Annotated in this window: 10 protein-coding genes; 8 read left to right on the forward strand and 2 right to left on the reverse strand. The window is 38.9% G+C overall.

Annotation, left to right across the window (positions count from 1 at the left end):
* Nucleotides 1–4: 4 nt before the first annotated feature.
* Nucleotides 5–418, reverse strand: coding sequence for a hypothetical protein (locus tag CWS31_RS01955; RefSeq protein ID WP_101343420.1), 414 nt, complete (start codon nucleotides 416–418; stop codon nucleotides 5–7).
* A 363-nt stretch (nucleotides 419–781) separates the two neighbouring features.
* Here CWS31_RS01955 and CWS31_RS01960 point away from each other — a divergent pair, with 363 nt between their 5' ends.
* The 8 genes from CWS31_RS01960 to CWS31_RS01995 all read left to right on the forward strand — a co-directional run bounded on the left by CWS31_RS01960 (nucleotide 782) and on the right by CWS31_RS01995 (nucleotide 11,610).
* Nucleotides 782–3,133 carry a TonB-dependent receptor gene (locus CWS31_RS01960; RefSeq protein WP_211355783.1) on the forward strand — a complete coding sequence of 784 codons (2,352 nt, stop codon included), beginning with the start codon at nucleotides 782–784 and terminating at the stop codon, nucleotides 3,131–3,133.
* 56 nt (nucleotides 3,134–3,189) lie between these two features.
* Nucleotides 3,190–5,343, forward strand: coding sequence for an FAD-dependent oxidoreductase (locus CWS31_RS01965; RefSeq protein WP_101343422.1), 2,154 nt, complete (start codon nucleotides 3,190–3,192; stop codon nucleotides 5,341–5,343).
* Nucleotide 5,344: 1 nt separating this feature from the next.
* On the forward strand, nucleotides 5,345–6,184 hold the full coding sequence (locus CWS31_RS01970; RefSeq protein ID WP_101343423.1) for a DUF547 domain-containing protein: 840 nt from the start codon (nucleotides 5,345–5,347) through the stop codon (nucleotides 6,182–6,184).
* A complete protein-coding gene (locus CWS31_RS01975) occupies nucleotides 6,171–7,538 on the forward strand; it encodes an ABC transporter substrate-binding protein (RefSeq protein ID WP_101343424.1) in 1,368 nt (455 codons plus the stop codon). Before CWS31_RS01970 ends, CWS31_RS01975 begins: the two co-directional genes overlap by 14 nt.
* Nucleotides 7,539–7,648: 110 nt before the next feature.
* On the forward strand, nucleotides 7,649–9,349 hold the full coding sequence (locus tag CWS31_RS01980; RefSeq protein WP_246143294.1) for an ABC transporter permease: 1,701 nt from the start codon (nucleotides 7,649–7,651) through the stop codon (nucleotides 9,347–9,349).
* An 11-nt stretch (nucleotides 9,350–9,360) separates the two neighbouring features.
* Nucleotides 9,361–10,029 carry an ATP-binding cassette domain-containing protein gene (locus CWS31_RS01985; RefSeq protein WP_101343426.1) on the forward strand — a complete coding sequence of 223 codons (669 nt, stop codon included), beginning with the start codon at nucleotides 9,361–9,363 and terminating at the stop codon, nucleotides 10,027–10,029.
* 86 nt (nucleotides 10,030–10,115) lie between these two features.
* Complete coding sequence (locus CWS31_RS01990; RefSeq protein WP_101343427.1) at nucleotides 10,116–10,829, forward strand: CDP-alcohol phosphatidyltransferase family protein; 714 nt, start codon at nucleotides 10,116–10,118, stop codon at nucleotides 10,827–10,829.
* Nucleotides 10,822–11,610, forward strand: coding sequence for a sterol desaturase family protein (locus tag CWS31_RS01995; protein WP_101343428.1), 789 nt, complete (start codon nucleotides 10,822–10,824; stop codon nucleotides 11,608–11,610). Before CWS31_RS01990 ends, CWS31_RS01995 begins: the two co-directional genes overlap by 8 nt.
* A 112-nt stretch (nucleotides 11,611–11,722) precedes the next feature.
* Here the strand turns inward: CWS31_RS01995 and CWS31_RS02000 are convergent, their stop codons facing one another.
* Nucleotides 11,723–13,057, reverse strand: coding sequence for a DUF1552 domain-containing protein (locus CWS31_RS02000; protein WP_101343429.1), 1,335 nt, complete (start codon nucleotides 13,055–13,057; stop codon nucleotides 11,723–11,725).
* Between the last annotated feature and the right edge of the window lie 9 nt (nucleotides 13,058–13,066).

A 13,066-nucleotide genomic window follows, 5' to 3' on the forward strand; every position in this document is an offset into this window, starting at 1 on the left:
AAAATTATTTAACTGTAAATTTAACGTCTTGATCGCGTAACAAGTAAAGCGCGAAACAAGCTGCTAGCATTGGCCATGCAGTGAAAAATAATAAGTTATTGAAACCATCAAGGTATTGATTATACGAAGAGAAGGTAGACATTGCATGTATGATAAAAATAATGCCGTAGGTAATGCGCTTTTTAAAGCCAACTAAAAAAGCAAGCACTAGTAGCAGTTGTAAAGCACCTAAAATATACGCCACTGTGTCACTAGAACCCGCAATGCCATAAAATTTTTCAAATATTTTAGTGCTGTGCCCAGGATTAAAAAACTTGTCTAAAGTCCACATAATCATCACAATAAAAACACCGAGGCGTAGCGAAAATAAAGACCATTGCAAACGGTTTTGTACATCTGAACTCATTGAGTTACTCATAAAAATTCCTAAATTGAAAAATAATAAACATCAGGATGATTAAGACCGATTGTTTGGTTTTTTATTTCAAAAACTCGTAACTAATTTCATCAATTAACTTTCTTAATCAATTTTATTAAGTCATTGGCTCAGTAACTTTGTTAATTAATTAATTTGAAGTCAGAAGTCATCAGTTCTAAAACAATCACTCCTAGTAATGATCTCTGAATCAATAGTCCTTAAGTAATCAACTTCAAACTTATCCTTAAAAAATTAAGTACATAACCGATTCTCGTAAAATGAACACCAAAGCTTTGAAATTTATTTAGAGGGGTGAGGGTCTTAATGCCCATGACACATAATAAATCACTAAAGAGCGTAAATTTGAAACGGGCATATTTGATTGCATCAATCACAATAGGACTAAGTACTTCACTTGTTGTTAATGCAGAAGATAAAGTAAATGAAAAATCATTGGAAGTGATTGAAGTGGTAGGTCAAGCTAATCACTCTCAAGGTTTGTCAGTGAAAGATTCTACAGTTGATGGCCCATTTGGCGACAACATAGCACTTAAAGAAATTGCTCGCTCTATAACACCAATTTCAAGTGAGTTAATCGAACAATTGAACATAACGTCATTGCAAGATGTATTGGCCATTAGCCCAAATACTTATTCTGCCAGTGGTTTTGGCGCCCCCAGCTTGCCTACTATTCGCGGCCAATTGGGTGAGTTGTTTCAAGATGGAACACGCAGACAAGCCGGTAATAATGGTTTTGGTGTACCACTATCATTTAACTCAGTACAAAGCATTGATGTTGTAAAAGGCGCTCCGCCGGTATTGTTTGGCTCAAGCCAACGTAATGGTGGCTTTGTTAATTTACACTCTAAAACCGCAGCAACTGATGAAAGCACCGGTAGGCTTGCTTTATCGGCAGGGCAATGGGATCAATACAGTGCTCAAATTGATTACAGCACGCCAATTGTAAAAGATAAAAGTGGCTTTAGAATAAGCGCTGAACATGTTGATAATGGCAGTTATTATGACTATGCCGCTTTAAAAAGTGACAGCATTTTTACCGCTTTCAGGTTATTTCCTGATGATAAAACTAGCTGGGATGTAAATTTTGAGTTTTACCAAGTTGAATTTACTGATAACGCCGGTATTAACCGTCCGACTCAAGCTTTAATTGATGATGGCTTGTACATTACCGGGCAAGGTGTGCAAAGTAATGGCAGCACAGTTCCGGCTGCGGGCTCGTTGGTATCACCTACAGGGCAAGTAAAAATTGATAGAAGTACGGTATTAACCGATCCGGATAATTTAAATGAAGCGACTACCTACCTATTTCACAGTATTTATAAACGTGAACTTTCATCTAAAACATCTTTTAAAAATATTACCTATTACCAGCATTTAGAACGTGAAGAAATTGCGCAAAACAGCTTTGTAGAAATTATTGATGGTGCAGACTCTGCGCAAAATCGCTCTGAATTAACTTATCAATGGGATAACGAACAGCAAACAATTTTTGCTTTTGATGTTCGTTACAATAAAGTGAAGGGTTTTAGTCAATTTACTACTGAAGCTGATTCACCAATAGATTTAACTGGCCCACTTTCCAATCGTCGTATTCCGTTAACGGCAGAACAACAAGCTCGTTTAGTTGAATTAAAGCCCGGTGTTTTTGTGTCTCCTGGTGCTCAATACGATATAGACAATGACGGCAATGGCGATTTTAATTTATCTGACACCACCGATTCTAGCTCATGGCAAACTGGTTTTGCCATTCAGCATGATTCTGACTGGACCGACAGCTTGCATACCACCATAGGTTACCGTGTAGATTTTTATAATGTTGAAGCGAGTGATCCGATAGCACCACAAGGACAAGTTTCCGTCAGTGACAGCATCAATGAAACCTTACACTCTGGACAAATAAGTGTGGGATATGCTCTTAGTACAGATTTTACTGTTTATGGTACAGGAAGCTATAACGAAGCAACGTCAAATAGTATGGCTGGCGGTACGGCATTAGGTAGTGACAATTTAATCAGCGCACAAAACTTTGCCACTGAAAATACCTTAGCTGAGTTTGGTTTAAAATACGCGCCAACTAGTAATAATTGGTATGCCGACGGAGCTTTGTTTAGCCAGCGTCGTAGTTTACGTAACCGTGATGGAAGTAATACCGGTATTCGTACAGAAGGTTTTGAAACGCAAGTTTTTTACGATGCTTACCCATTATGGTTAAGTGCGGGTTACAGCTATATTAAAGCGAGATATGACAACTCTGCCAGTAGCCAAGATTCAGCACAAGTTGCCGATGCCTTTGATAACTCACGTCCTGATATTATTAATGGCACCAGTATTGGCGCACCAAATTACACTTTATTTTCACCGTCAAATGCGCAAGTGCAGGGTATTCCAGAGCAAGCGTTTAGTGTTAATGGCAATTACTCAATAAATGATGAATGGCAAGCGGGTTTTTCCGGTCTATATACCAGTAGTTACCCATTAGACTTTTTAGGTACTGTCACCATAAGAGATCAATACACCTTAAACGTAAACACAAGCTATGCTTTTACGCCGACTACCAAACTACGTTTAGACATTAATAACGTGACTAATCAAAAAAATTGGCGCCCTGTATTTGAAGGGGGTTATTTTGGCGCAACATTGGTATTTCCTGAATTACCTATCAATGCCCAATTAACCTTTAGCCATACATTTTAAGAAAGCGCTAAAACGCTCACATCAGTTAAAACACGTAACACTTTAAAGAGATATACATGATAAAAAAAATATTTATATTAGTCATTGCTGCAGCGGTAATTACTTTGTTTTTTCACTTTAACCTAAATCAATTGTTAACACTTGAAGGGTTAAAAGGCTCAATGGAACAGTTTAGCCATTGGAAAGAGCAATCACCTTTACTTGTTATTGGCGGATTCTTTTTACTGTATGTTGTTGTTACCGCACTTTCTTTACCGGGTGCTGCTATTTTAACACTTGCCGCAGGCGCTTTATTTGGCTTAGGCGAAGGCTTGTTGGTGGTTTCTTTTGCATCAAGTATTGGCGCAACACTTGCCTTTTTAGTATCGCGTTATTTACTGCGTGACTTTATTCAAAAGCGCTTTCCTGAACGTTTAAATGCAATTGATGCTGGTGTTGAAAAAGAAGGCGGATTTTACTTATTCACATTGCGTTTAGTTCCGGCATTTCCATTCTTTTTAATTAACTTGTTAATGGGCGTGACTTCAATAAAATCATGGACTTTTTATTGGGTAAGTCAAGTGGGCATGTTAGCTGGGACTTTTGTATTTGTTAACGCTGGTACACAGCTTGCACAAATAGAAAGTTTGTCAGGTATTTTATCTTTCAACTTAATTTTATCGTTCGCCTTATTAGGATTCTTTCCACTCATTTCTAAAGGCATATTAAACATGTTTAAAAAACGTCGCGTATACAAAAATTACACTAAGCCTAAACAATTCGACCGTAACATGATTGTTATTGGCGCTGGTGCGGGTGGTTTAGTAACTAGCTACATTGCTGCAGCAGTTAAAGCCAAGGTAACCTTAATTGAAGCCGGTGAAATGGGCGGTGATTGTTTAAATTATGGTTGTGTTCCAAGTAAAGCGATTATTAAAAGTGCGAAAATTGCAGAGCAAATTCGCCACGGTGAAAACTACGGTTTAGAGAATGCTACGCCACAGTTTTCGTTCAAAAAAGTCATGGCACGAGTACATAAAGTTATTGCCGATGTTGCTCCACATGACAGTGTTGAGCGTTACACTGACTTAGGTGTAGATATTGTTAAAGGTTACGGTAAATTAATTGACCCGTGGACAGTAGAAATCAAACTAAATGATGGCGGCACGCAAACCTTAACCGCACGTACTATTGTTATTGCTACGGGTGCACGCCCATTTGTACCACCATTACCAGGAATTGAAGAAACGGGTTATGTAACCAGTGATACGTTATGGAGTAAGTTTGCTGAGTTAGACGAAGCGCCTAAAAAGTTAGTGGTATTAGGTGGCGGACCCATTGGTAGTGAATTAGCACAAAGCTTTTCTCGTTTAGGCTCACAAGTTACCCAAATTGAAATGGCAGAGCGCATCATGATCAAAGAAGATCTTGAAGTCTCTACCTTTGCCCATGAAGCGTTAACTGAAAGTGGTGTTAACATTTTAACTTCACACCAAGCGCTTCGCTGTGAAACGCGTGATGGTAAAAAGTTCATTATCGTAAAACATAAGGACGAAGAAATTGACATTGAATACGATGAGCTACTTTGTGCTGTTGGTCGTAGTGCACGCCTAAAAGGTTATGGCCTTGAAGAGTTAGGTATTGAAACTAACCGTACCATTGTTACTAACGAATATTTAGAGACTTTATACCCTAACATTTTTGCTGCTGGCGATATTGTTGGTCCTTATCAGTTTACTCATGTGGCATCTCATCAGGGGTGGTATGCGGCAGTTAATGGTTTATTTGGTCATCTTAAAAAGTTTAAAGTCGATTATCGCGTAATTCCGTGGACTACCTTTATTGATCCTGAAGTCGCTCGTGTTGGTCTTAACGAACAAGACGCGAAAGATAAAGGCATAGATTATGAAATCACTCGTTTTGACTTTGAAGAGTTAGACCGAGCAATTACTGACAGTGCCACCAAAGGTTTTATTAAAGTGATTACACCGAAGGGCAAAGATAAAATTTTAGGTGTTACCGTAGTGTCTGAACACGCAGGTGACTTGATTGCTGAGTTTGTATTAGCCATGAAACATGGTTTAGGACTTAACAAAATTTTAGGTACTATTCACAGCTATCCAACGTGGGCAGAAGGTAACAAGTATGCAGCGGGTGAGTGGAAACGAAATCATGCGCCGCAAACCGTATTAAAATGGCTTGAAAAATACCATACATGGCGTAGAGGTTAATATGTTTAAGGCACTATTATTGGGTTCAGTTTTGTTTGCAACATTGCTTGCAACGTCGTTTGCAGGCAGCGCACAAAGCATGCACGACAGTTGGAACACCTTGTTAAGCAATAATGTGGTCACTATTAATAATGGTCACAGTACTGCGGTTGATTATGTTGCCATGCAAGCGCAGCGTAATAAGTTAACCAATTATTTAAACTTGTTAGCACAGGTTAAAAAAAGTGAGTTTGATGAGTGGAGTAATCCTAAACAACTAGCTTTCTTAATCAACGCATACAATGCATGGACGGTAGAGCTTATAGTGTCTAACTTGAATACTAAGGAATATCCTAACCTTAAATCAATAAAAGATTTAGGTAGTTTTTTTAGTTCACCATGGAGTAAAGAATTTATTCCCTTATTAGGTAAAACACGTAGCCTTAATGATATAGAGCATGGTTTAATTCGCGGCGCGGTTGATGCGCAAGGTAAAGCGACATATAACGATCCACGTATTCATTTTGCTGTAAATTGTGCCAGTATTGGTTGCCCTGCATTACGTGAAGAAGCGTATACAGGTGATAAATTAAACCAGCAACTTGAGCAACAAACAGTGCGTTTTTTATCTGATAAGTCACGTAACTTTGTTAAAGACGATACCTTAAACGTATCTTCAATTTTTAAATGGTATGGCGAAGATTTTGAAAAAGGCTTCAATAATACTCAGTCCTTAGAGCAGTTTATGCTTTTATACGCGCAAGCATTTAACTTAAATCAACAGCAAAAAATGACACTTATTAATGGACATATGGATATTAGCTTCTTGGATTACAACTGGGACTTAAATGCCAACCATTAAATTTGCACCAATAAAAATAGTGACGCGATCTAGCTTTTGCTTTATCGCGTTTATTATTTTTGCGTTAAGTTCTACTTCTCTAGTAGTAAGTGCAAATATTGGGGGGACGATAGAAACTCCTAAGACTGTTTCTACTACAAGCCCTACAGTAAAAAGTAGCGAACAAACAGCACCCTCAAAACATTGGAAAAACATTGAAAACTCAGGCAGAAACCAAGATGTTTTTTTTCACGCTTGGGGCGGCGACCCACAAATAAACAGCTACATAAAATGGGTTGCCGAACAGGTCAAAGCTAAATACAACATTAATTTACAACAAGTAAAACTCAGTGATACCAGTGAAGCAGTAAGTCGAGTACTCGCCGAAAAATCAGCCAATAATGATAACCAAGGCAGTGTTGACCTAGTGTGGATAAATGGGGCTAACTTTGCCGCCATGGCTGAGCATTCATTATTATTAAAAAACTGGGCGAATGAACTGCCTAATTTTACCTTAACCGACCCAATTAATAATCCTGCGGTAACGCTTGATTTTGGTGTGCCAACGCAGGGTATGGAGTCTCCTTGGGGACAAGCCTCATTGAGTTTTTATTACGATGAACTAGCAACGACTAATCCACCAAAAACATTAAATGAATTATTAGTGTGGAGTAAAAAAAATCCCGGACGTTTTAGTTACCCTAAACCGCCTGATTTTTTAGGAATGAGCTTTTTAAAATACGCCTTAGTGGTATTACATCAACAAAGTGATGCCATCACTCAGGTACAAGATAAATCACAAACTCAGGCACAACTTTATTTACCAACAACCCCTGAAAATATAGAGATTATACTTGAGCCATTATGGGCCTTTTTAGAAGTGCTTCATCCTCAACTTTGGCGTAAAGGCGAGCACTTTATGCAAAGTGGCGTTGAAATGCGTCGCTTAGTTGATGATACCGAGCTGAGTGTCGCTTTTACTTTTTCTGCTCCTGAAGTGCCTGCAGCAGTGCAACGTTATGATTTACCCAATAGTATCCGTAGTTATGCAATGCAGGATGGTAGTTTAAGCAATACTCACTTTGTTGCGATCCCATATAACGCAAGTCATCAACAAAGTGCCCAGCTAGTTGCTAACTTTTTATTAAGCCCACAAGCACAAGCTTATAAACAAAAAGCTAATGTATGGGGCGATCGCAGCGTATTAATTCATTCAGCATTGAGTGATGCAGAGCAAGCCTTATTTAAAGCGCAACAACCTCACCCTAGTGCTTTACCAGTTGATAGTATCAAAGCAACATTAAGTGAGCCGCATCCAAGTTGGGTAAGTGCTATTACTGACGGTTGGCAAGCTCGTTATGGGGTAACCCGATGAGTTTAGAAAATAACACCCAAGTTGTCTTCAATAACAAACAAGTTGATGACAAACAAGTTAATAACAAACAAGTTAGCAAATCAGCAGTTGCAACTGATTGGTTTACTGTGATGGTTAAACACAGCCCTAAATTTTTATTATTGCTATTAGTTGTTCCCGTATTTGGTGGCTTAATTGGCGTAATATTACCGGCGTTAGGTTGGGCGCCGGTATTGAACCAATACCATATTGGGCTACAAGCGTTTAGCGAACTATGGGACACGACAGGTTTAGGGCAAATGGTTGCTTTGAGTGTTGCAACCGGTTTAATCAGTACGTTTATTGCTTTTGTTATCACCTTAATGATACTCGCCGCTTTTTTTAATAGTGTTTGGTTGGCGCGTATTCAGCAGATTCTTAGCCCTATTTTAGTGATCCCACATGCAGCAGCCGCAATAGCGGTAGGTTTTTTAATTGCACCATCGGGCATGATATCTCGACTAATATCTCCTTGGTTGAGCGGCTGGGAATTTGCACCACACGGAATATTTCCGCACGATAATTACGGGTTAAGCATCATTCTAGGCTTAACCTTAAAAGAGTTACCCTTTTTGTTATTGATGGCATTAGGTGCGTTAGCTCAACCAGAACTAGGTAAAAAATTACGTCAACAACATAAGGTGGCGCTTAATTTAGGTTATTGTCCAATGACCGCATTTTTTAAAGTGATACTACCAAGCTTATATCCGTTGTTACGCTTACCACTATTAGCTGTTTTAGCCTACGCTAGCTCAAGTGTGGAAATGCCTTTAATATTGGGTCCAAATACACCACCTACATTGGCTGTTGCTATTATGCATTGGTTTAATGACGTCGATTTAAATCTTCGCCTAAAAGCCTCAGCAGGAGCATTATTACAGTTAGCAGTTACTGGCGGAATATTAGTGTTGTGGCTGTTAGCTGAAAAAATGGTACGGGTATTATTTTGTGAAATGCTAACCAATGGCAAGCGTGAATATGGTGGTGCTTTTTGGCAAAAAATCACCTCGGTTATTACCACCTTAGTTGTGTTATTTATTACTTTGTCGTTAGTGGGCTTGGTGTTGTGGTCAGTGGCTGGCTTTTGGCGTTTTCCGGCGATACTGCCTGATAGCCTTACCTTGTTGCATTGGCAAAGCGCTATTATGCAAATGGGTACACCATTATTTAATACTATATCAATTGGTTTAATCACGACCTTAATCGCAATTACTTTAACTTTATTTTGTCTTGAAGCAGAACAAATAAAGGGTAAAAAGGTATCACCTTTTATCAGTTTAATTATTTATATGCCGTTAATGGTTCCAAGCATTGCCTTTTTATTTGGCTTGGTGTTAATACAACAATTAATTCCCCAATTTATAGCAGTGAAAACGGTTTATATTAGTTATATTAACGTGGTTATTGCCCACATTTTATTTGTATTGCCTTATGTGTTTTTATCGCTATCGAGTAGTTATAGACAATTAGATAAACGCTTTGCAATTGTTGCTGCAAGTTTAGGTGCTAAACCTAGTAAGGTGTTTTTTAAAGTAAAACTACCGCAATTATTGACACCAATTTTAATTGCATTTGCCTTAGGCCTAGCGATTAGTTTTGGCCAATACTTACCTACTTTGTTAGCGGGAGGAGGGCGTATTAGCACTATAACCACTGAAGCGGTTACCCTTGCTAATGGCGCAAGCAGACGTACAAGCGCGGTATATGCACTTATGCAAATGCTATTACCACTGATTGGTTTTATACTCGCATGGGTATTGCCTAAGTTTATTTATAAAAGCGCGAATCGCTAAAGGTTATTTAAATGCAATCATCTTTACAGATAAATAATTTAAAATTATTTCGTCAAAATGAATTACTACTCAGCGTAAATGAACAGATTAATGGTGGTGAAATACTGACTATTATGGGGCCATCGGGTAGTGGCAAATCAAGTTTACTGAATTGGTTAACGGGCTCTTTACCGCAAGGTTTTCATGCCAAAGGCGAAGTTTTATTAAACAATAATAATATCACTAATACTGCTGCACATTTACGCCATGTGGGCGTGTTATATCAAGATGCTTTGTTGTTCTCGCATTTGTCTGTCGCCGGTAATATTTCCTTTGCAATGCCAGCAGGTAATAAAAAACAACGGCTTGAAAAAATAGATGATGCTCTTGAGCAATTTGGTTTGTCAGGTTTTGCTAATCGTCATCCTGATAATTTATCGGGAGGTCAACAAGCCCGTGTTGCGCTACTTCGAGTATTACTGAGTGAGCCGAAAGCTATTTTACTTGATGAGCCTTTTAGTAAGCTTGATGTGCAATTACGTGAAGATACACGGCAATTAGTGTTTGAACAAATTCGTTATCATCAATTGCCGGCGTTGATGGTAACTCATGATCATAGTGACGCTGAGGCGGCAGGTGGAAAAATTATCACCTTAACTAGACCTGCAGCTAAAGCGGAAATTAAGCAGATACGTGAGTAAGTAGCTAAGTTAGATCAGTTAGATAAGTTAACGTAGCGCTAGAAAATGCATAGGACATTGAATAGGGCATTGAATAGGACATTAATATGCTAGATAAATTTATCACACCGGTTATAAAACCATTGCTAACACCCGTCGTCGCCTTGTTGCATAAACGTGGCGTAACCGCAGATCAAATAACTTTTTATGGTTTTTTAGTTGGCTTGTTAGCTGTGCCATTTTTAGCCTTTCAATTTTGGTATTGGGCACTTGCGACAATTGTCGCGAATCGTATTTTAGATGGTTTAGATGGCGCACTTGCTCGTTATGCTAAGCAAAGCTCAAGTGCCGGTGGTTTTTTAGATATTACCCTCGACTTTTTATTTTATGCGGCTATTCCGCTCGGCTTTATTTTGGCTAACCCAGAACAAAATGCTATTGCTGGCGCTGTGTTGTTAGCGACTTTTATAGGTACAGGTTCAAGTTTTCTCGCTTTTGCCATTGCCGCTGAAAAATTTAAAATTGATAAACCGCAATTTAAATACAAAAGTTTTTACTATTTAAACGGCCTAACTGAAGGCACTGAAACAATCGCCTTGTTTATCGCTTTTTGTCTTTGGCCGGAGCACTTTGCATTACTGGCTTATCTATTCGCTAGCGCCTGTGCGATTACTATTTTCACCCGCATACATGGCGGCTATCACACCCTGAAACAACAAGAAGTTAATATGGCAGATACCGTTAATGAAACAAAACTTGATGTTGGTGAAGTAAGTGCTAAAAATCGTTCTGTAAACAGTGATGCGGTAAATCATGACTAATGAAATAGGGTGGCGACTTGGTTTCTTCTTTAGCATTTTAGTGATTATGATGTTAATTGAAGCAATTTTACCTGCGCGTAAATCACCCATTAAATCGTCTAAACGTTGGCTGGCAAATTTTGGTCTAGTATTCGCGTCATCAGTTGTTGCTCGGTTAACTGTGCCTATCGGCCTTACCGCGGTAGCTGTTTATAACCAAGAGCACTCTATTGGATTGTTTAACTTAATAACTTTACCCAGCTTTGTTGTCATCATTGTTAGTTTACTCATTTTAGATATTTTGATTTATTGGCAACATAGGTTATTCCACAAAGTCCCTTTGCTTTGGCGTTTACACCGAGTACATCATGCCGATGCTCATGTAGATACCAGTACCGGTTTACGTTTTCATCCCATTGAAATAGTACTAAGTATTGTTGTTAAACTTATTGCCGTTAGTGCGTTAGGCATTCCCGCTATTGCTGTATTGATATTTGAAATTACACTTAATGGCTTAGCCTTATTTAATCATGCCAATATTCGTCTACCTCAGGTAATAGAAAAGCCGTTACGGTTAATATTAATGACGCAAATTCTGCATCGTATTCACCATAGTCAACGCGTTAGTGAAACTAACTCAAATTATGGTTTTAGTGTTATTTGGTGGGATAAGTTGTTTGGTAGTTATAAAGATAGTGCGATTAAAAGTGATAGCGATCTTGATATTGGCTTAGTTGAATTTCCAAACGCTAAGCAAAATAGCTCACTGTTATCATTATTAATAATGCCGTTTAAAAAATAGTGAGTGCTTTTACTATCAGTACAGCTTAATACTTGGCTTATTTTGAGTGGAAACAGCGTTATCTATTTGTAGTTAGCAGTAACGTGAAATAAATAGATAACGCCGAATAAAATTACACTAAAACGCCGTTTACTCCGCCGAAGCTATTACCATAGCTGCTCCAACCTAAGCCGAAAGCATTGGCGATATCTAGATACAAATTAGACATACCTGCATTGTTAGCATCCGTTGCCATGCCTATGTTAATCGCATTACCTGCACCACCAGCTAAATAAATACCTGGATTTTCAAGTTGGTGATTACCTCCGCCAACTTCAGACATTACTAATATCAAGGTATTATCGAGCAAGGTTCCACCGTAAGCACTGTCAGGCCGAGAGGCTAATTGGTCCATTAAATAAGCGACCATCATGTTGTACCAACGCGTTTGTGAATCGAACAAGTTTGATTCGTTGTGCGAACTTACATGAGAGCGTGTTTCGTTCCAGTTAAGTCTTTCGCCACTCCCGTATTCACCCATGTAAGGGCGAATACTCTCGAAATTCACTTTTAATGCTTCATCTTGCGCGGCCATAAATTGAAAACTTGCGGTGCGAGTTATATCGGCTTGAAAGCCCATTGCAATATTGCGCATTTGCGCTTTTGCAACTTCTTCTGCTTCATCATTTATGCCGCTCATGCCGACATTAGGGCGGTAAAATCCTGAGCCATCACCTATATCGAGCGAGCTATTTAATACTTTTTGGTAATAATTTAAAGATTCCTCATGGGTAAGTAACTTACCTTGTTGCTGAACATTTAACATATTGCCTTGCAGTAAATCTAGATTTTCATGCAGTGATTCAAGTACGCGTTTACGACGTAAATCATCAGGAGATGCTTCACTTTGATTAGCATTATTAACGACGTCTGCTAACAAGTTATCGTAAATCATTTGTGGGTTGTCGGGCACATCAATCTTATTGCGGTTGATGTCAGTAAATGGCATATATTCAGAGCCTTGTGCTTTGCTAGACCAAACCCCAACATGTAGATTATTTGTGGTATTACCACCAAGTTGAGCGCCTATTTCGGCATCAAAGGTAGGGGCACCTACTTGCCCACCAGAAAAAACCCCCTGACACGCAGCCGGATGGGCAGATACTCCACCATGACCCGCAAAGGTTAAGTTCTTAATGGGCAGAATCTTATCTATATGTCTTTCTAACGGCTCTAGAGGGCTGCTAGCTAAGCTGCCAGAGCCTAAGCCTCCAATATCATAACTATGCCATTTATCACGAACACAACCATTAGGGTAATACACCATGATAAACCGTCTAGCTTCACCCGCCGCAGCGAACACTTTAGGTGAGAAAGCAAATTGACTAGCAAAGGCGGTAGTTAATCCAGCTTTAGCAAGCGTGCGAAGAAAGTCGCGGCGTTGCATTTTATTTTTTAAAAAAGTCATTTTTTGCTC

Source organism: Colwellia echini (assembly GCF_002843355.2).
GTDB lineage: Bacteria > Pseudomonadota > Gammaproteobacteria > Enterobacterales > Alteromonadaceae > Colwellia > Colwellia echini.

Bases quoted from the DNA above. Each gene is read 5' to 3' on its own strand.
- CWS31_RS01975 (WP_101343424.1), top strand. From the start codon at position 6,171: ATGCCAACCATTAAATTTGCACCAATAAAAATAGTGACGCGATCTAGC.
- CWS31_RS01965 (WP_101343422.1), top strand. From the start codon at position 3,190: ATGATAAAAAAAATATTTATATTAGTCATTGCTGCAGCGGTAATTACT.
- CWS31_RS01995 (WP_101343428.1), top strand. From the start codon at position 10,822: ATGACTAATGAAATAGGGTGGCGACTTGGTTTCTTCTTTAGCATTTTA.
- CWS31_RS01980 (WP_246143294.1), top strand. From the start codon at position 7,649: ATGGTTAAACACAGCCCTAAATTTTTATTATTGCTATTAGTTGTTCCC.
- CWS31_RS01990 (WP_101343427.1), top strand. From the start codon at position 10,116: ATGCTAGATAAATTTATCACACCGGTTATAAAACCATTGCTAACACCC.
- CWS31_RS01955 (WP_101343420.1), bottom strand. From the start codon at position 418: ATGAGTAACTCAATGAGTTCAGATGTACAAAACCGTTTGCAATGGTCT.
- CWS31_RS01970 (WP_101343423.1), top strand. From the start codon at position 5,345: ATGTTTAAGGCACTATTATTGGGTTCAGTTTTGTTTGCAACATTGCTT.
- CWS31_RS01985 (WP_101343426.1), top strand. From the start codon at position 9,361: ATGCAATCATCTTTACAGATAAATAATTTAAAATTATTTCGTCAAAAT.
- CWS31_RS02000 (WP_101343429.1), bottom strand. From the start codon at position 13,057: ATGACTTTTTTAAAAAATAAAATGCAACGCCGCGACTTTCTTCGCACG.